The organism is Nodosilinea sp. AN01ver1, from assembly GCF_050565655.1.
Lineage (GTDB): Bacteria > Cyanobacteriota > Cyanobacteriia > Phormidesmidales > Phormidesmidaceae > Nodosilinea.
Genome location: NZ_JBNXVS010000017.1, coordinates 23,551 through 39,307, shown reverse-complemented (window position 1 = coordinate 39,307; position 15,757 = coordinate 23,551). Strand labels below are relative to the sequence as shown.

Below are 15,757 nucleotides of genomic sequence, written 5' to 3'. Positions count from 1 at the left end.
AAACGCAAACGCGATCGCCCCCAGCCCTTAGACTCGCCGATTGAACGGCAGATTTTTAGTAAGTAGTGGATTTAGTCGAAGTCATTATGAGTTTACTTTATAGTGTATCGTAATTTGCTATGTGCCGCACTCTTTGATGGGCAGGCTGTCAATTACCATAGCCTTTATTTGAAAACTGATCCGATTTCTGTCGAGGCCTGGGCGCTGTCTGAGGTGTAGATGCTGAATAGCTCATTTCAGCGGATTATTACGGGGGTCGTCTTTTTCTCGCTGACGGTGCTGGCTGCGGTGATTGGCTATATGGTGGCGGGCTGGAATTTTCTCGATGCCATCTATATGGTGGTGATCACCATCTTTGGGGTGGGCTATGGCGAGGTACAGCCCCTGTCCTCGCCCACCCTGAAGGTGTTTACAATTTTTGTCATCATTGCCGGGGCGCTGTCGGTGGCCTACACCGTGTCGGGCTTTGTACAGATGATTACGGAAGGGGAAATTCGTCGTGCCCTCAACCTTAAACGTATGACTAAGGATATTGAACGCCTGGAAGACCACGTTATTATCTGCGGCTTTGGCCGGATTGGTCAGCTGGTGGCCCGCAAGCTCAAGCGCGATCGCGATCGCTTCATCATTCTCGACAGCGACCCCGAGCGGGTGGCGCTGGCCCAGGAGCAGGGCTACCTCGTCTACCAGGGCAACGCCACCGACGAAACGGCCCTCGAAGCGGTGGGCATTCACCGGGCCAAGTCGCTGGCGACGGTGCTGCCCAACGACGCCGCCAACGTGTTTATCACCCTGACGGCGCGAGAGATGAATCCCAATTTAATGATTCTGGCGCGGGGCGAAATGCCGTCTACCGAGAAAAAGCTAAGGCTGGCCGGGGCCAACCACGTGGTGCTGCCCGCCAGCATCAGCGCCATGCGCATGGCTCACCTGATCTCGCACCCCTCAGCGGTAGATTTTTTGTCGCAAACCAACGGTCACCAGGGGCTGAACGAATTTTTGGCAGAGCTAGATATTCAGCTTAACGAGCTGGTGATCGAAGCCAGTTCGCCGCTGATTGGCGGCACCATTGGCGACATTGAGCTCAAGGGGCAGGGCACCTTCATTACCGTGGCCTTGCGGCGGGCCGATGGCGAGGTGGTGATTCACCCCAGCCGAGCGACCTATTTGGCCCTGGGCGACTCGGTGATTTTGATGGGCCACCAGGGGGATATGCCCAGCTTTGCCCAGCAGAACGCGCTGAAGAAGGAGATGCGGTATCGGGGAGCGAGGCTGCGATAGAGGGATTTGGATTTTAGGTTTTGAATTGGCGATTTTGGAGGCGGGTCTGAATCCAAAATCCAAAATCGCTAATCCAAAATTACTTTGTCGGGGATGAGAACGGTGACGGCGGCGATCGCCACATACATGTCGTCGTTTTTGTCGTCGAGTTCAGGGATGGCGCGACCGGCTACCACCATACCGCCCTCCTTCAGCACCAGAGTCTTTTGGCCAAAGGGCAAGACCGCTAGCACCTCATCCTGTCGCACCTGGTCGGGAAAGGGGACAGCTACCTGCACCTCGACCAGCATCTCGTTGGGGTGGCTGAGGCCCGCGACCTCCCACACGCCGGGTAGAGCATTGTGGGCGATCGCATTTCGCACCGCTCGCGCTGCCGCCACGGTGGGGTCTTGACCGTGCTGGTCTACTCCCATGCCCATTTCGATGATGAGTCGCTTATCAGCCACAGTCAGTCCTTTCTAGCAAGAATTTGCAGGTAAACCTTTAGCCCGTGAACTATTGTTCAATCTGGTCCTGCTCAGCTAAAAGCATATCAAGATTTTGGCCACTTCTACATCGGCAAAAACTGAGGCCAACATTATTCCCACAGTAGTCTTTCCCTGCGCGGAGCCGCAGGCTTTGCCACCCCAAAGGGGCCAGGAGATGTATCAAGTAAGTTTTGGCTTTCTCCCTGTGGGAGACATTTCGCGTTGGCGCAGCCTATCCAAAGGACAATAGCTTCGCTCAGCCAGCCTGGTTATTGAAGACACTTACTTCCTATGACTTTCCTATAGTGTTGCTTTACTGTAGCTGCCATGGTCGTCACAACAGCCCTGTTTTTGAAGCTTAACTCGCTTCAGAATGGGACGTTCCCCTGAGAAATTTCAAGGGGCGTCGTAATGCCCAACCGCTCTATTCTTTTGATTGAATATGAGGCCAGTCTTCGAGCTGTTTTAGGTGCCTGCCTAAGCGAGTTGGGCGACTGGGATGTTGTACTGTCTAACTCTATTCAGGAGGCCATCAAGCTCTGCAAAACGAGCCGACCAGACGTTATTTTGATGGATGCGTCTGCTCCAGAAGACGATGCCTTGATCTTGATCGAGCAGCTAAAACAGTATTCCATTCGTCAGGCAGTACCTATTTTATTGATTAGCTCAAGGGCTGATTGGTTCACACGAAAAGAGTTTCACGGCATGGGCTTCTCAGGCGCTATTGGTAAACCTTTTAATCCATCGACGCTATCTTCTCAAGTTGTGCGCCTGGCCAAACTCAGTGAAGCCGAAAGCTAACGGGTTTCGGCTCAGGCGGGTTTGGCTTGGGCTGAGATAGTAGCCTGTGCCGACGAATAGCTGCCTGGTAAAGACTGATTTTTCTGTCTGTTTGGGCAGCTGTGGGGCTGTTGAATAAATTGACAAAACTATCTGCAGGAAAACAATATGTCTACGCTGACCGTTTGGAAGTTTAATACCGTAGATGGGGCTGAAAACGCTCTGACTAAGCTAGGCGATCTGCAAAAGCAGGAGATTGTTAAAGTGCTTGATGCTGCGATCGTATCCTGGCCCCAGGGACGCAGCAAGCCTAAAACCTATCAGGCTGTCAGTACCGTTGGCATTGGTGCTCTGGGCGGGGCCTTTTGGGGTATGTTGTTTGGTCTGATCTTTTTAGTACCGCTGTTTGGTCTATTGGTTGGTGCGGCGGCGGGGGCGGTGTCGGGAAAATTTACCGACTACGGCATCAACGACGACTTTATTAAAAACCTGCGCGACAAGGTAACCGAAGGCACTTCGGCCCTATTTTTGCTCACCGGCCAAGTGACAGTTGATAAGGTGAGCGAAGCCTTTGCCCCCGAGGAAGTGGGCGAACTGATTCAGTCAAACCTGAGTGCTGAGCAAGAGGCCAAACTGCGTGAAGACTTTGGCGCTGAGCTATAGATTGAGCTTCGCTTCACCAAGTTGGTTCATACTAATACTTGATAGGGATATTGCTATGCAGAATTCCTATCAAGTATTAGCACTGAGTCGAGTTTTTGCAGGCCAAGTTCAACTGGGTTCGCTTGATAGTTCAGTCATTTTGAATAGTGCTCCTAAATCCTGCATCTTACTCATCAAATAACTCGTTCGTCTCGACAATTTAATGGCCGCCCGACGGCACATCCCGGCACCGCTACCTGCGAGGGCGGCGACGTAATGCCCATCGGCAAAGGCATTGTGCTGGTGGGCATGAGCGAGCGCAACTCCTGGGGACTGGCGATGCGGTTGAATAGATGCCGGTTTTCTCTGCCTACCTATTCTGGGCTGGTGCCAGAGGTCATCCATGTCAGCATTTGCCCTCAGGTCTCAGCCGGTGGATATAGCACGACCAGCTCATGGATCTGGGATGCTGAGATTCTGTAACAACAGACACCTTAAGGAGTCACCACCATGGGTACCGAACAACAACAGCCCGGCTCGCTTGTGATCATCGGCGGCGCGGAAGATAAAGAAGGCGACTGCCTGGTCCTGCGAGAATTTGTCCGGGCCGCTGGCGGCGTGGAAGCACAGATTGCCGTGATGACGGCAGCCACCAGCCTGCCTGGCGAAGTGGGCGACGAGTACATTCGCGTGTTTGAGCGGCTGGGGGCCAAGCGCGTCGATGTGGTTCACACCGAGCGCCGCGAAGACTCTGAACGCAGCGACAACCTGGAAAGAATTGAAGGGGCGACCGGCATCTTCTTTACCGGCGGCGACCAGTCGCGGATTGTCGACTGCATCAAAGGCACCCCCCTGGACGATGTTATTCACAGACGCCACCACGAAGGAGCCGTAATCGGCGGTACCAGCGCCGGGGCCGCCATGATGCCCGACGAAATGATTGTAGGTGGGTCCTCGGTATCGAACCCCAGCGTTGATGCGGTGGAGATGGGACCAGGCATGGGCTTTTTGCCCGGGATTGTGGTCGACCAGCATTTTGCTCAGCGGGGGCGGCTGGGGCGACTGCTGGCGGCGCTGGTGCTGCAGCCAGCCGTAATTGGCTTAGGGATTGACGAGAACACGGCCATTATTGTCACGGGCGATGAGTTTGAGGTAGTGGGGGCCGGGGCCATCACCGTGGTCGATGAAACCACCGCCACCCATAACAACCTGGAAGGGCTGCTCAAGGATGAACCCATTGCCCTGTGTGGGGTAAAGCTGCACATTTTGCCCCAGGGCTACCGCTTCAACCTCAAGACCCATACCCCCATCGTGTAAAACAGGAGATGCTCTATGGTTCAGCCCTTTGACGAATCGCGATCGCCGCGCCCCCCTCCCCCAAGGATGCCTCGTTACTCGGGTGGTACTGATTGAACTGATTGAGGGGGTGGTTACTGGCTTTGGGCTGGTGGCCACCGATGCTTCTGTAGGGGTGAGGCTAGGCTCATTCTGCACCTTTGCGTCCTTTTTTAACTGGTGTAATCTGGCGCTAATGTCTACCCACCCGCTAACCACCATGACTACGCTGATCAACCCAGGTGCCATTCCCGATATTGCTAAAACGGTTTACACCGGCGACATTCTGCAGGGGGTGCCGGTGATCAGCCACCTGGGGGTGGGCGACCTGCCCCCAGGGCAGAAGCATCGCTTCTTTTTTCAGGGTGTGGAGATGGGTACGGGCCAGCACTGGTACGTGCCGGTGGTGGTGGCGGTGGGCCATCGCCCCGGCCCCTGCGTGGGTTTGGTGGCGGGCATTCACGGCGACGAGGTGAGCGGCATTGATGCGGTGCAGCGGGTGATGGCTCAGCTCGACCCGCAGGCGATGGCGGGCAGCGTGGTGGCGGTGCTGGGGGTATCGCGCCCGGCGGTGGAATACACGCGATCGCACTGGTTGACGGCCCAGGGCGGCGGCTCCCAGGTGGATATGAACCGGGTGTGGCCAGGGGATGAGACCGGGGCCAATGCCGCCACCCGCCACGCCGGGCTGCTGTGGAACCGCCTGCTGATCACCAACGTGGAGCTGGTGATTGATTACCACACCGTCACTACCGGTAACGACTTCACCCTGTTTATGTTTGCCGATCTGCGCCAGCCCACGGTACGACAGATGGCCGAGCTGTTTCCGGTCGAGCAAATTCAAAACGACCCCGGCCTGGCAGGCACCCTCGAAACGGCCCTAGTGGAGGCGGGAATTCCGGCGCTGACGGTGGAAATTGGCGGCCCTCGCCGGTTTGATGCGGCCAAAATTGCCGGGGCGGTGGAGGGCAGCCTCAATGTGCTAAAGCACTACGGCCTGGTGAGCGGGCCGCTGGGTCGCACCGCCGCCACCGTCGGTACGGTCTACGGCGACGCCCTGGAAACCATTCGCGCCACCACGGGCGGGTTTCTGGAGCTGCTGGTGGATCTGCGCGATCGCGTCACCCCCGAGCAGCCCGTTGCCCTGCAGCGCAATGCCTTTGGCGATGTGGTAGCCGAGTACCGGGCTGGCGTCACAGGCGAAGTCGCGGTGGTAGCCCGCGACGCTGTCTGCGAACCCGGCTCACGGGTGATGCAGATTCTCTACAGTCGGGGGGCAGAGTCTATTTAAACGAGCCGGGGGGCGGTTCGCGATCGATTGTCATTCTTGAAGTACCGCGATGGGTTTTGAATGGCGCAGGCGCGGTTTACATCTATTAATTTCACGGGCTTTGGCCACCGCCTACAATTTTCACAGTCGTTTCATGTCACGCTTGCTAACTTTCGGCCTCCCTAAACAACCCTTTAGTAACAGAACGCGAGGAAACGATTATGACAACCAATCTTCTCTCCAGCGAAGAGATCAAAAAGGCAACAAACTGGGTCATTTTTCTGAGTATTGCGCTGATTGTGCTCGGCATTGTGGCGATTATTTCGCCGATGGTGGCCTCGGCTTTCTTCACCGCCATGATGGGATGGATTGCCCTGATCAGCGGTATTTTGATGGTAATTCAGTCCTTTCGATCGCACCCTGTGCGGGGCTTTTGGCTCAACCTAATAGTGGGTCTTCTCTACGCCATTTCTGGCCTTTATATTCTGTTTAACCTTGGTGCGGCGCTGCTCGCCCTCACCCTGGCCTTCGGCATTTTATTTATTGTTGAAGGTATTTACACCATCATCATGGGGTTCACCCAAAAGGTAGGCCGCAGCATGTCGTGGCTGGTGGTGCTCAACGGGGTTGTCACCCTAGTTTTGGGCATTATGGTGCTCAACCGCTGGCCCGTCAGCGCCCTCTGGCTGATTGGTCTCTACGTGGGCATCAGCCTGCTGCTGACGGGCATTAGCCTGCTGGCCGCCGCCCTGGCCGCCCGCAAAATCGGCAACGACAACCCAATGACCGATACCTCAGTCACCGATGTCTAATCCCACACCCTACCGGATACCAAATCGCGAATGAACACCCCCGATTTGTAGGGGCGTAGGGGCGTAGCATGCTACGCCCCTACGGATTTCCCGATTATGAATCGAGGTTTACTAAATCGAATTGTGTTGTGACTAACCTGCTGATCCAGAAATCGGGCTTCTGCACTGGCATCTAGAACTGACGGCGCGAGAAAACTAGAATGGCTACCGCCAGCAGCAGCGCAGTGTAGAGCAGGCCGTAGAGGGCGTGCCCTCCCAGGGCGGCAGCTGAGGGCAGCAGTTCCATACCGTAGGCGGCGGCGTTGCGCAGGTTGAGGCGCTCCAGGTCGGGCAGCACCAGGTAGAGGGCGTTGGTCAGGCGCTGCACCGCCGGGTTTTCGCTCAGTTCGCCAAAGGCCACCATGTCCTGGCTGAGGTGGCCCATCAGGTAGACAGCGAAGGTCAGCAGGGTGGCCAGCAGCGAGCTGGTAAATACCCCAAATACAATCGCCACCGCCACCAGCAGCGCCGCCTCCAGCGCCATGAACAACAGGGCGAGCCCAATGCTGCTCAGCGAAAAGGGTACGCCGCTAACCCCCAGCACCACTACAAAAATGAGCCCCAGCGCGGCAATCAGCACAGCCAGTACCGCCGTCAGGCCGAGGTGCTTGCCGACAATAAACTCGGCTCGGCTGACGGGCTTGGCAATTAGCACCAGCACCGTGCGCTTTTCAATTTCTTTGTTGATGAGCCCCGTGCCCACAAATACGGCCACGACCACGCTGAGCAGGTGAATGGCGGCCAGCCCCAGGTCGAGCAGGATCTTATTTTCGGCCCCGGCAGAAATATCGGGCAGCAGCACTCGCGCGATCACCATGACCAGGGCGAACAGGGCGACCAGGTACAGAATGCGATCGCGAATCACCTCTAAAAACACCGTGCGGGCAATTACCCCCACCCGAGATAGCACCATTGGTTTCAACTCCCCTGCTAACCGCATAACTAGCCTCTTGCGCCTGCCCCTCTAGGGTGCCCAGCCAAACGCGGCGTTTCCAAATCGCAGGTCAGACTGGCCCACTGAGTCGTGCTGTAGCCCGGTGGCGCATTCTCGGGTACCAGACCGCCGCGATTGACGGGCATCAGCAGACAGGTTTTTTCTAGGTAATAGCCGCTGGGGCTGGCCGCTGGCCCCGACCAAATCGCCCACAGCTTGAGGGTATAGCCATCGCCGTTAGACATCGGTTGAAAATCGAGCTGCCAGAGCGAGTTTTCGAGGGGTGTAGCGCGCCCCGTTTGGCTGCGCACCCGCTGCCGCATGACCTGGCGCTGGCCGTCGAGGTTGAGCAGCCACCGCTCGACCGAGGGCCAGGGCTTGTTGTCTACCTGTTCGCGCAGCAGCTCTTCGGCCACGGTCAGGTGGGTGACCCCGGCGGGTAGGGCAACGGTCTGCCCCGGTATGCGGTAGACAAAGGCGCTGTTCTCAACGCTGTCGGCCACCAGGCTGGGGTAGTCGCGCACCCAGGTTTGAATGCGAAAATAAAACTGAAACCAGCTGCTAAACAGCAGGCTGAGGCAAAACAGCAGCGCCAGCCGCTGCCGCTCGACGGGGGGCGGATTTTTGAACGAAAAATCCCAGCTGACCAGGGTCGGTACCGCGATGACCGCAAACGACACCAGAGGCCAGGTCACCAGGGCCGGCTGTAGCCACCGCCCGCCCCAGGAGCCAAACAAAAACAGGCATAGAATAGCCCCCGATACCCAGGGGGCGATGGGGACGCCAAAAATCCGGGCTTTGTTGGCCTCGAGCGCCCAGCCGACCCCGATCGCCAGAAAGATCCAGCTCATGGTCGCCAGTAGCCCGATGGTGAAAGCCGTGGTGTCGAGCAGGCGGGCCAGCAGCGACAACAGCCACGAAAACAGACTCAGGTAAATGACGGTCTGCCAGGAAAAGTAGCGCGGCGGCACCAGATTGCCCAGCAGGTTGCCCACCTCGATCAGCGTTTGACGCAGAAAACTTAATAGCCCTCCTACCATCCCAGTACCTCGGTCTGATTGACGACCAGCAACAGCACCAAAATAACGGTAAAGCTAAGGGCGTTGGCCTGTAGTACCGCCAGGGCCCGAGGTGAGCTGCTCCGCTGTCCTTCGACCTGGGCGCGGCGAGCCCGCGCGTAGAGCTGGCGGCGGTTGCTTTCGATCGCCTCTGGGGTGGTATCGACGGGCTTTTGCCCCAGCAGCTGCAGCAGCCAGAGCAGACCCTGAAGCTTGATCCAGTAGGTGACAAAGAAGGCGGCGATCGCCACCACCACGACCACTACCGGCAGCACGTCGAGCCAGCTGTTGGCGTAAAAGCGGTTGAACAACACGTAGCTAATAATTTGGCTGCGCAGGGCCAGGGGCAGCACTGCTTCGATCGCTAGAAACGCGACCCAGCCCAGGCTGGTGGCCAGCAGGTTGAGGGTGGCGGCGTACTGCATGCTGGTGCGGTAGCCCAGGCGCAGCTGCTGGCGCAGCACCATGGCTTCGAGCACAATCGCCACCATCAGCAGCAGACTCTGAAAGGCGATCGCCCGCAGCGGCATCATGCCGAGTTCTGACAATACATCGTTGAGGGGCATAGGGCGGGCGACAAACGCCGGGGTTTAACCGGGGTTTCTTGGTGCACTATCAAGGGTATAACCTCGACCCAGCTTTCGCTAAGATTTTGTAGCGGCCCCATCAACAAACTACGCAATACGCAACACCCATGGTTAGAACCGGCATTGGCATTCGCACCGCTCAGCAGGGCAACGAGCGGCTGACGGGGCAAATTCACGTCTACGACGGTGAGGGCAAGGGCAAGTCGCAGGTAGCCCTGGGGGTGGTGCTGCGATCGATCGGCCTGGGCATTCAGAATTTTTTGGAGAGCCGGGTGCTGCTGCTGCGGTTTCTCAAGGGGCCGGGCCGCACCTACGACGAAGATGCCGCCATTGAGGCCCTGCAGCGGGGCTTTCCCCACCTGATCGACCAGGTGCGTACCGGGCGGGCCGAGTTTTTTGGCCCTGAAGACATCACCAAGTTCGACAAACAGGAGGCGCAGCGGGGCTGGGATGTGGCCAAGGGCGCGATCGCCTCAGGCCTCTATTCCGTAGTCGTGCTCGACGAAATCAATCCGGTGCTCGACCTGGGCCTGCTCGACGTGGATGAAGTGGCCAAAACCCTGCGCAACAAGCCCGACCACCTGGAAATTATCGCCACCGGGCGCGGTGCCCCCCAGCCCCTGCTCGACGTCGCCAATCTGCACTCCGAAATGAAGCCCCAGCCCAAACCCGAGGGCATCGAGGGCATCGAGGGCATCGAGATCTACACGGGCTCTGGCAAAGGCAAATCGACCAGCGCCCTGGGCAAAGCGCTGCAGGCGATCGGTCGCGGCATCAGCCAGGATTTTTCTCACCGGGTGCTGATTATTCAGTGGCTCAAAGGGGGCAACGGCTATACCGAAGACGCGGCGATCGCGGCCCTGCGCAAGATCTACCCCAACCTGGTCGACCACCAGCGCTGCGGTCGCGATGCCATTGTCTGGCGCGGTCAGCAGCAGGAAATCGACTACGTCGAGGCCGAGCGGGGCTGGGAAATTGCCCGCACGGCGATCGCCTCCGGCCTCTACAAAACCATTATTCTCGACGAGCTCAACCCCACCGTTGATCTGGAGCTTTTGCCCGAAGAGCCCATTGTGCAGGCGCTGCTACGCAAGCCGCGCGGCACCGAGGTGATTATCACCGGGCGCTGCAAAAATCGCCCCGCCTACTTTGAGCTGGCCAGCACCCACTCCGAGGTGTTTAACCACAAACACTACGCCGAAAAAGGCATCGACCTCAAGCGGGGCGTCGACTTCTAGCCGTATAGCCTGCGGCCTGGTTTAAGCGATCTCCAGACTGGGCTAGTCTTGCTGATAGCGACGCGCGATCAAACGCTCCTCGTAGGAGCGCAAGAGGCCGTGGTTCTCCTCTTCGCTGAGGCCGTAGTAGCCCATTTCCTGGTCGTAGAGGCTGGGGCTGTGCCGGGGCAAATCCTGTTGACGAATAGCGGTTTGGCGGTCGGCTACGGTGGTGAGATCGCCGCCCGTTAGAGGCCCCATTCGCCGCAGGTCGCCCTCGTCTGCACTAGCGGACCCAGTATTACCGAGCGGCGGCATCCGGCGCAGATCGCCCACGGTTTCGCTGGGTCGATCGGTAGAGCCGTAGTTATTGCCAAAAAATTGACGGTTGGAGCGGCCCTGGGCAATCGGCTGGTACACCTTTCTCACCTGCTCTTCGTGGTGCTCATCCACTACCATGTCATCGCTGTAAGTAGGCAGATGCTCAACCTGAGACTTGGTTAAATCATCCACGTAAATGCGGGTGCTGTCGTAGTCAAAACGGGCCAGCCCAATGGGCAGCAAAACAGTCTTGCCAAAAATCCAGGGGCCAGTATCCACAACTAAGTAGCGAAAACGACCGGAGTCATCGACCAGTACATCTTTGGCTGAACCCACCTTGTCTTCACCCTGTGCGTAGACCGAATAGGAGCCGATTCTATCCATTTGCCCATCGGCCAGGGTTTCGCGATAGTCAGGATAGTAATCTTCAAGTCGATGTAAAGGCATACTAGCCCCCCCTAAATTCATCTCAAATCACCAGCTTATCGAGTCAGTTTTGCTCCTCCATCGCTCGAGCGGCAGGCAAGTTCGGCCTCAGTAGGCATACATTAGGGCAATAGAGCGCAGTGAACAGATAACGACAGGCCGTGATGCAGACTGAACCGATTACAACCGACGTGCTGCTGGTGGGCGGCGGCCACACCCACGCCCTGGTGCTGCGGCGCTGGGGCATGGCTCCTCTGCCGGGGGTGCGGCTCACGCTGCTCAGCGATCTGGTCGATACGCCCTACTCGGGCATGCTGCCTAGCTACGTGGCCGGGCGCTACAGCTTTGACGAGGCCCACATCGACCTGCGCCCCCTCACCCGCTTTGCCCAGTGCCGTCTAATGGTCGATCGCGCCGTCGGGCTCGACCTGGCCCAGCAGCGGGTGCTGTGCGCCAATCATCCACCCCTCGCCTACGATGTACTGTCGATCGACACCGGCAGCACCCCGGCGACGGTGACGGTACCCGGAGCCGCTGACTATGCCATTGCTGCCAAGCCCGTGCCCGAGCTGCTGCGCCAGTGGCAGGAACTGGTGGAAAGCGTCGAAGCGAATCCGCAGCGGCCGCTGACCCTGGCCGTGGTGGGCGGTGGCGTGGGCGGGGTAGAGCTCACCATTGCCCTGCACGAACGGCTGGTGGGCCTGCTGAACGATTTGGGAGCATCACCGGCCAATCTCACCCTGCACCTGTTTCACCGAGGCCAGGAGCTGGCCGCCGAGCGCAACCGCTGGACCCGCCGCCGCCTGGAGCGAGTGCTGAGGTCGCGCGGCATTCACCTCCACCTCAGCGAAGCGGTGGTCGAGGTGGCACTGGACGAAACCACCGGGCAGCGCCTGGTGCAGGGGGCATCTGGGCTGACGGTAGCCTGCGATCGCCTCTTTTGGGTCACCAGCGCCGCCGCCCCCGCCTGGCTCCGGCAGTCCGGCCTCTCCCTCACCGATGAGGGCTTCATTCAGATAGGGGATACCCTGCAAACCCTCTCCCACCCCAACGTGTTTGCCGTGGGCGATGTGGCTACCATGGTGCACCACCCTCGCCCCAAAGCCGGAGTGTTTGCCGTGCGCCAGGGGCCGCCTTTGACCAACAACCTGCGCCGCTACATTCAGGGTCAGTCGCTCAAACCCTTTCGCCCCCAGCGGCAGTTTCTCAGCCTGATCGAAACCGGCAACGGCAGCGCGATCGCCGATCGCGGCCCCCTTTCAATTCAGTCGCCTCTGGCCCACCGCTGGAAAGACCACATCGATCGCAAGTTCATGGCCCGCTTCCAGGATCTCCCTATCGGCCAGATGTCCTCCCCTCCTCCTTCCTCCCCCCCCTCATCTCCCCCATCCTCCTCACCTCCCCCCCCTTCCTCCCCCCCCTGCGCCGGCTGTGGCTCAAAAGTCGGCAGCACCGCCCTCTCCGAGGCCCTGCGTCGGGTGCAGCAAGACTTTCCCGCGCTGCCCAGCGACGCCGTGCTGATTGGGCTAGATGCTCCAGACGATGCCGCCGTCGTTACCGTGCCCCCCGGTCAGGTGATGGTGCACACCGTCGACTATTTCACTGCCCTGATCGACGACCCGTTTATCTTTGCCCAGATCTGCCTTAAGCACTGCCTCAGCGACCTGTACGCCATGGGCGCAACACCCCACACCGTGCTGGCCACCGTGCAGGTTCCCTACGCTACCCCGGCCAAACAGGCCGAGATGCTGTACCAAATCCTGGCGGGCACCCAAAAAGGGCTTCTCGCCAGCGGCACGCCCCTGGTCGGTGGCCATACTGTCGTTGGCCCTCAGCTTGCCCTGGGCTTTGCCTGCAACGGTGTGGCCGACCCCACCCAGCTGCTGCGCAAGGGCGGCATGCGGCCTGGGGACGTGCTGATTTTGACCCAGCCCCTGGGCACCGGTACCCTATTTGCGGCTGAGATGCAGGGCAAAGCGAAGGGGAGATGGATCGAGGCGGCGATCGCCCATATGCTCACCCCCAACCAGGCCGCCGCCGAGATCTTTCGCGCCCACGGAGCCACTGCCTGCACCGATGTCACCGGCTTTGGCCTGGCCGGTCACCTGCTCGAAATGGGGCGCGCCTCCGGGGTCACCGCTACCCTCTACCTCGACGCGCTGCCTGTCCTGGCCGGGGCCGCTGAAACCTTGGCTGCAGGCATAGTCAGCACCCTTCAGCCCCAAAACCTGCAGGCGGCTGAATTTATCGATCCCACTACTACCCGCCATCCCCTCTACCCGCTGCTGTTTGACCCCCAGACCGCCGGAGGGCTGCTGGCCGCTATACCGGCGGCGTTGGCTCAACCCTGCCTGACGGTACTCCATCATCAGGGCTATACGGCTGCGGCCTTGATTGGGGAGGTTGCGGCCAGCGACAAAACCTGGCCTTTGACCCTGACAGACATCAACCCTTAACGCTGCAGGTCTTGGGTAATGGTCGCGCTATCGATCGCCCTGGCAAACAGGTAGCCTTGGCCATACTCACAGCCCAGATCCAGCAAAATGTCGCGCTGCTGAGGGGTTTCAATGCCTTCGGCGGTGACGGCCATACCCAGGGTATGGCACAGATTGAGGATGGCGCGCACGATTTCAAGCTTTTCTGTGTCGGTGTCCATGCCTTGAACGAAGGAGCGATCGATTTTGACAATATCAATGGGAAACTGATGCAGATAGCTGAGAGACGAATAACCAGTGCCAAAATCGTCGAGGCAGATCTGAACGTTGAGCTGCTTTAGATCCGCCAGCATGGCTGCCGCTTCTTTGGCATTTTCAATAAATACGCTTTCGGTAATTTCTAGCTTCAAGTGGTGACCGTCTATGTCGGTCTCTTGCAAAACGTCGGCAAAGGTTTCGACCAGGTTCTTCTGCCCAAAATGATAGGTGGACAGGTTGACGTTGATCGACAGGGCCGGAGGCAAACTGGTGCTATCGGGTTGCCTGGTGAGCTGCCCACCGACGAGAACCCAGGCCCCTAGGCCCATTCGCTGCCAGGCCCGTAGCTGTTGGCAGGCCTGCCGCAGCACCCACTGGTCGATGGTGGTGACAATACCCATCTCTTCGGCCAGGGCAATGAACTGGTCTGGATAAATCAGCTCGCCATCGGGCTTTTGCCAGCGCACCAGGGCTTCTAGGCTGGTGATTTCGTGGGTGGCTAGCGCAACAATGGGCTGGTAGTGCACCGTTAGCTGGTTGTAGGCGATCGCCTGGCGTAGGGCATGCTCTCGCTGCATCAGGTCTCGCGCCTGGCTGTGCATGGCCGTATCGAAGAGTTCGTAGTCACCCCGCCCTCGCTTCTTGGCGCGATACATGGCGATATCGGCATGGCGCAGCAGATCGGTGGCCTGCTCGTAGGGGATGGAGTTCATGACGATGCCAATGCTGGCCGTAATCAGCAGCTCATGGTTTTCAATGGTAAACGGCTGCTTAATTTCGCCTAAGATGCGCTCCGCCGCGCGGCAGGCCACAGCCACATCGCTGATGTCTTCTAGCAGCACCGCAAACTCATCGCCGCCAAAGCGGGCCACGGTATCGACGGCCCGCAGGTGGGTCTTGAGCCGGGGGGCAACCTCAACCAACAGCTGGTCGCCCAGCAGGTGCCCCAGGGTATCGTTGATGCTCTTAAAGCGATCGAGGTCGAGCACCATGACCGCAAAGCTAAACCCGGGCGATCGCCGCGATCGATCGATCGCCTGCTGCAGGCGGTCTAAAAACAGCCCCCGATTGGGCAGCTGAGTCAGAGCATCGTGCAGGGCGTTGTGCTGAAGCTGGGCCTCTATGCGGCGCTGCTCAGTGCTGTCGCGCACCACCATTACCGCTCCCTCCAGCTGGCCCCGATCGCTGTAGATCGGAGCCGCGCTGTCGGACACCGGAATTTCATGCCCCTGTTTGGAGAGCAGCAGCGCGTTTTCTGGCAAATATACCGTTTGGTCTTCGTGCAGCGACTTGAGCAGGGGATTGTCGATCAGGCGGCGCGTCATCTCATCCATAAAGTGAAACACTTCGGCGGGCGATCGCCCCACGGCCTCCGCCTGCGACCAGCCGCTCAAGGCTTCAGCCACCGGATTCATAAACTTGATCAGGCCAGTGGGGTCGCTGGCGGCAACGCCTTCGCTGATGCTGTTTAAGACGGCCAACAGCCACTGACGGTGTTCTTTAATAGTTTTTTCGAGGCTGTGTTTGTAGAAGGCAATTTCAATATTGGCCCGCAGTTCTCTGACCTCAAAAGGTTTGAGAATATAGCCAAAGGGAGCCGTAAGGCTGGCCCGCTGAAGCGTTTTTTCGTCGGCGTAGGCGGTCAGGTAAACGACTGGAATATCTAAGACTTGAGTAATAGCCGCCGCCGCGTCAATTCCATCGAGGTCAGCGCTGAGGTGAATATCCATCAAAACCAAATCGGGGCGCAGCTCGAGGGCTTTTTGAATAGCCGCCTCGCCGGAAATGACAATTTCAGGCACCTCATGACCTAAATCAATCAGTGTCGCCTGTAGGTCCATAGCGACTACAATTTCATCTTCAACGACCAGAATGGTCTTTTTATCCATAGAATG

14 protein-coding genes and 1 pseudogene are annotated in these 15,757 nt (G+C 58.6%); 9 read left to right on the top strand and 6 right to left on the bottom strand.

From position 1 onward, the window contains the following. The first annotated feature begins 222 nt into the window (after window positions 1-222). The gene (locus ACQ4N7_RS14555; RefSeq protein WP_430712293.1) at window positions 223-1,281 is read left to right on the top strand and encodes a potassium channel family protein; all 1,059 of its coding nucleotides are present in this window, start codon (window positions 223-225) and stop codon (window positions 1,279-1,281) included. Window positions 1,282-1,349: 68 nt separating this feature from the next. Here the strand turns inward: ACQ4N7_RS14555 and ACQ4N7_RS14550 are convergent, their stop codons facing one another. Continuing rightward, complete coding sequence (locus tag ACQ4N7_RS14550) at window positions 1,350-1,727, bottom strand: Lin0512 family protein (RefSeq protein ID WP_430712227.1); 378 nt, start codon at window positions 1,725-1,727, stop codon at window positions 1,350-1,352. 432 nt (window positions 1,728-2,159) lie between these two features. On the opposite strand from ACQ4N7_RS14550, the gene ACQ4N7_RS14545 reads away from it, so the two are divergent. The 6 genes and pseudogenes from ACQ4N7_RS14545 (at window position 2,160) to ACQ4N7_RS14520 (ending at window position 6,587) form a co-directional block, all read left to right on the top strand. Further along, on the top strand, window positions 2,160-2,549 hold the full coding sequence (locus ACQ4N7_RS14545) for a response regulator (protein WP_430712226.1): 390 nt from the start codon (window positions 2,160-2,162) through the stop codon (window positions 2,547-2,549). 147 nt (window positions 2,550-2,696) lie between these two features. Continuing rightward, complete coding sequence (locus ACQ4N7_RS14540) at window positions 2,697-3,191, top strand: DUF1269 domain-containing protein (protein WP_430712225.1); 495 nt, start codon at window positions 2,697-2,699, stop codon at window positions 3,189-3,191. Window positions 3,192-3,395: 204 nt separating this feature from the next. Next, window positions 3,396-3,518 (top strand): annotated as a pseudogene (locus ACQ4N7_RS14535) (arginine deiminase family protein); the annotation flags it as partial. Between the two features lie 162 nt (window positions 3,519-3,680). After that, complete coding sequence (locus ACQ4N7_RS14530; RefSeq protein ID WP_430712224.1) at window positions 3,681-4,487, top strand: cyanophycinase; 807 nt, start codon at window positions 3,681-3,683, stop codon at window positions 4,485-4,487. Window positions 4,488-4,515: 28 nt separating this feature from the next. Beyond that, window positions 4,516-5,796, top strand: coding sequence for a M14 family metallopeptidase (locus ACQ4N7_RS14525; RefSeq protein ID WP_430712223.1), 1,281 nt, complete (start codon window positions 4,516-4,518; stop codon window positions 5,794-5,796). Between the two features lie 200 nt (window positions 5,797-5,996). After that, window positions 5,997-6,587 carry an HdeD family acid-resistance protein gene (locus tag ACQ4N7_RS14520; protein ID WP_430712222.1) on the top strand — a complete coding sequence of 197 codons (591 nt, stop codon included), beginning with the start codon at window positions 5,997-5,999 and terminating at the stop codon, window positions 6,585-6,587. A 172-nt stretch (window positions 6,588-6,759) separates the two neighbouring features. Here the strand turns inward: ACQ4N7_RS14520 and ACQ4N7_RS14515 are convergent, their stop codons facing one another. The 3 genes from ACQ4N7_RS14515 to fraC are packed head-to-tail and all read right to left on the bottom strand — an operon-like array spanning window position 6,760 to window position 9,184. Next, window positions 6,760-7,539: an ABC transporter permease gene (locus tag ACQ4N7_RS14515; protein ID WP_430712221.1), complete on the bottom strand. Its 780-nt coding sequence runs from the start codon at window positions 7,537-7,539 to the stop codon at window positions 6,760-6,762. Window positions 7,540-7,568: 29 nt separating this feature from the next. After that, window positions 7,569-8,600 (bottom strand): DUF5357 family protein, encoded by a 1,032-nt coding sequence (locus tag ACQ4N7_RS14510; protein ID WP_430712220.1) that lies wholly within the window; start codon window positions 8,598-8,600, stop codon window positions 7,569-7,571. Continuing rightward, window positions 8,594-9,184: a filament integrity protein FraC gene (gene fraC, locus ACQ4N7_RS14505; RefSeq protein WP_430712219.1), complete on the bottom strand. Its 591-nt coding sequence runs from the start codon at window positions 9,182-9,184 to the stop codon at window positions 8,594-8,596. Before fraC ends, ACQ4N7_RS14510 begins: the two co-directional genes overlap by 7 nt. Before the next feature lie 128 nt (window positions 9,185-9,312). Between fraC and ACQ4N7_RS14500 the strand changes: the two genes are divergently transcribed. Then, window positions 9,313-10,443, top strand: a complete 1,131-nt coding sequence (locus ACQ4N7_RS14500; RefSeq protein WP_430712218.1) for a cob(I)yrinic acid a,c-diamide adenosyltransferase — start codon at window positions 9,313-9,315, stop codon at window positions 10,441-10,443. Between the two features lie 42 nt (window positions 10,444-10,485). Here the strand turns inward: ACQ4N7_RS14500 and ACQ4N7_RS14495 are convergent, their stop codons facing one another. Continuing rightward, the gene (locus ACQ4N7_RS14495; protein WP_430712217.1) at window positions 10,486-11,190 is read right to left on the bottom strand and encodes a PRC-barrel domain-containing protein; all 705 of its coding nucleotides are present in this window, start codon (window positions 11,188-11,190) and stop codon (window positions 10,486-10,488) included. Window positions 11,191-11,333: 143 nt separating this feature from the next. Between ACQ4N7_RS14495 and selD the strand changes: the two genes are divergently transcribed. After that, window positions 11,334-13,625, top strand: coding sequence for a selenide, water dikinase SelD (gene selD, locus ACQ4N7_RS14490; RefSeq protein ID WP_430712216.1), 2,292 nt, complete (start codon window positions 11,334-11,336; stop codon window positions 13,623-13,625). Here selD and ACQ4N7_RS14485 read toward each other — a convergent pair. Continuing rightward, window positions 13,622-15,751 (bottom strand): putative bifunctional diguanylate cyclase/phosphodiesterase, encoded by a 2,130-nt coding sequence (locus tag ACQ4N7_RS14485; protein ID WP_430712215.1) that lies wholly within the window; start codon window positions 15,749-15,751, stop codon window positions 13,622-13,624. The two genes, selD and ACQ4N7_RS14485, sit on opposite strands and share 4 nt — an antisense overlap. Between the last annotated feature and the right edge of the window lie 6 nt (window positions 15,752-15,757).

Coding starts and splice junctions, on each gene's coding strand:
- ACQ4N7_RS14545 (WP_430712226.1), top strand. CDS start 2,160: ATGCCCAACCGCTCTATTCTTTTGATTGAATATGAGGCCAGTCTTCGA.
- ACQ4N7_RS14540 (WP_430712225.1), top strand. CDS start 2,697: ATGTCTACGCTGACCGTTTGGAAGTTTAATACCGTAGATGGGGCTGAA.
- ACQ4N7_RS14530 (WP_430712224.1), top strand. CDS start 3,681: ATGGGTACCGAACAACAACAGCCCGGCTCGCTTGTGATCATCGGCGGC.
- ACQ4N7_RS14520 (WP_430712222.1), top strand. CDS start 5,997: ATGACAACCAATCTTCTCTCCAGCGAAGAGATCAAAAAGGCAACAAAC.
- ACQ4N7_RS14515 (WP_430712221.1), bottom strand. CDS start 7,539: ATGGTGCTATCTCGGGTGGGGGTAATTGCCCGCACGGTGTTTTTAGAG.
- ACQ4N7_RS14510 (WP_430712220.1), bottom strand. CDS start 8,600: ATGGTAGGAGGGCTATTAAGTTTTCTGCGTCAAACGCTGATCGAGGTG.
- fraC (WP_430712219.1), bottom strand. CDS start 9,184: ATGCCCCTCAACGATGTATTGTCAGAACTCGGCATGATGCCGCTGCGG.
- ACQ4N7_RS14500 (WP_430712218.1), top strand. CDS start 9,313: ATGGTTAGAACCGGCATTGGCATTCGCACCGCTCAGCAGGGCAACGAG.
- ACQ4N7_RS14495 (WP_430712217.1), bottom strand. CDS start 11,190: ATGCCTTTACATCGACTTGAAGATTACTATCCTGACTATCGCGAAACC.
- selD (WP_430712216.1), top strand. CDS start 11,334: ATGCAGACTGAACCGATTACAACCGACGTGCTGCTGGTGGGCGGCGGC.
- ACQ4N7_RS14485 (WP_430712215.1), bottom strand. CDS start 15,751: ATGGATAAAAAGACCATTCTGGTCGTTGAAGATGAAATTGTAGTCGCT.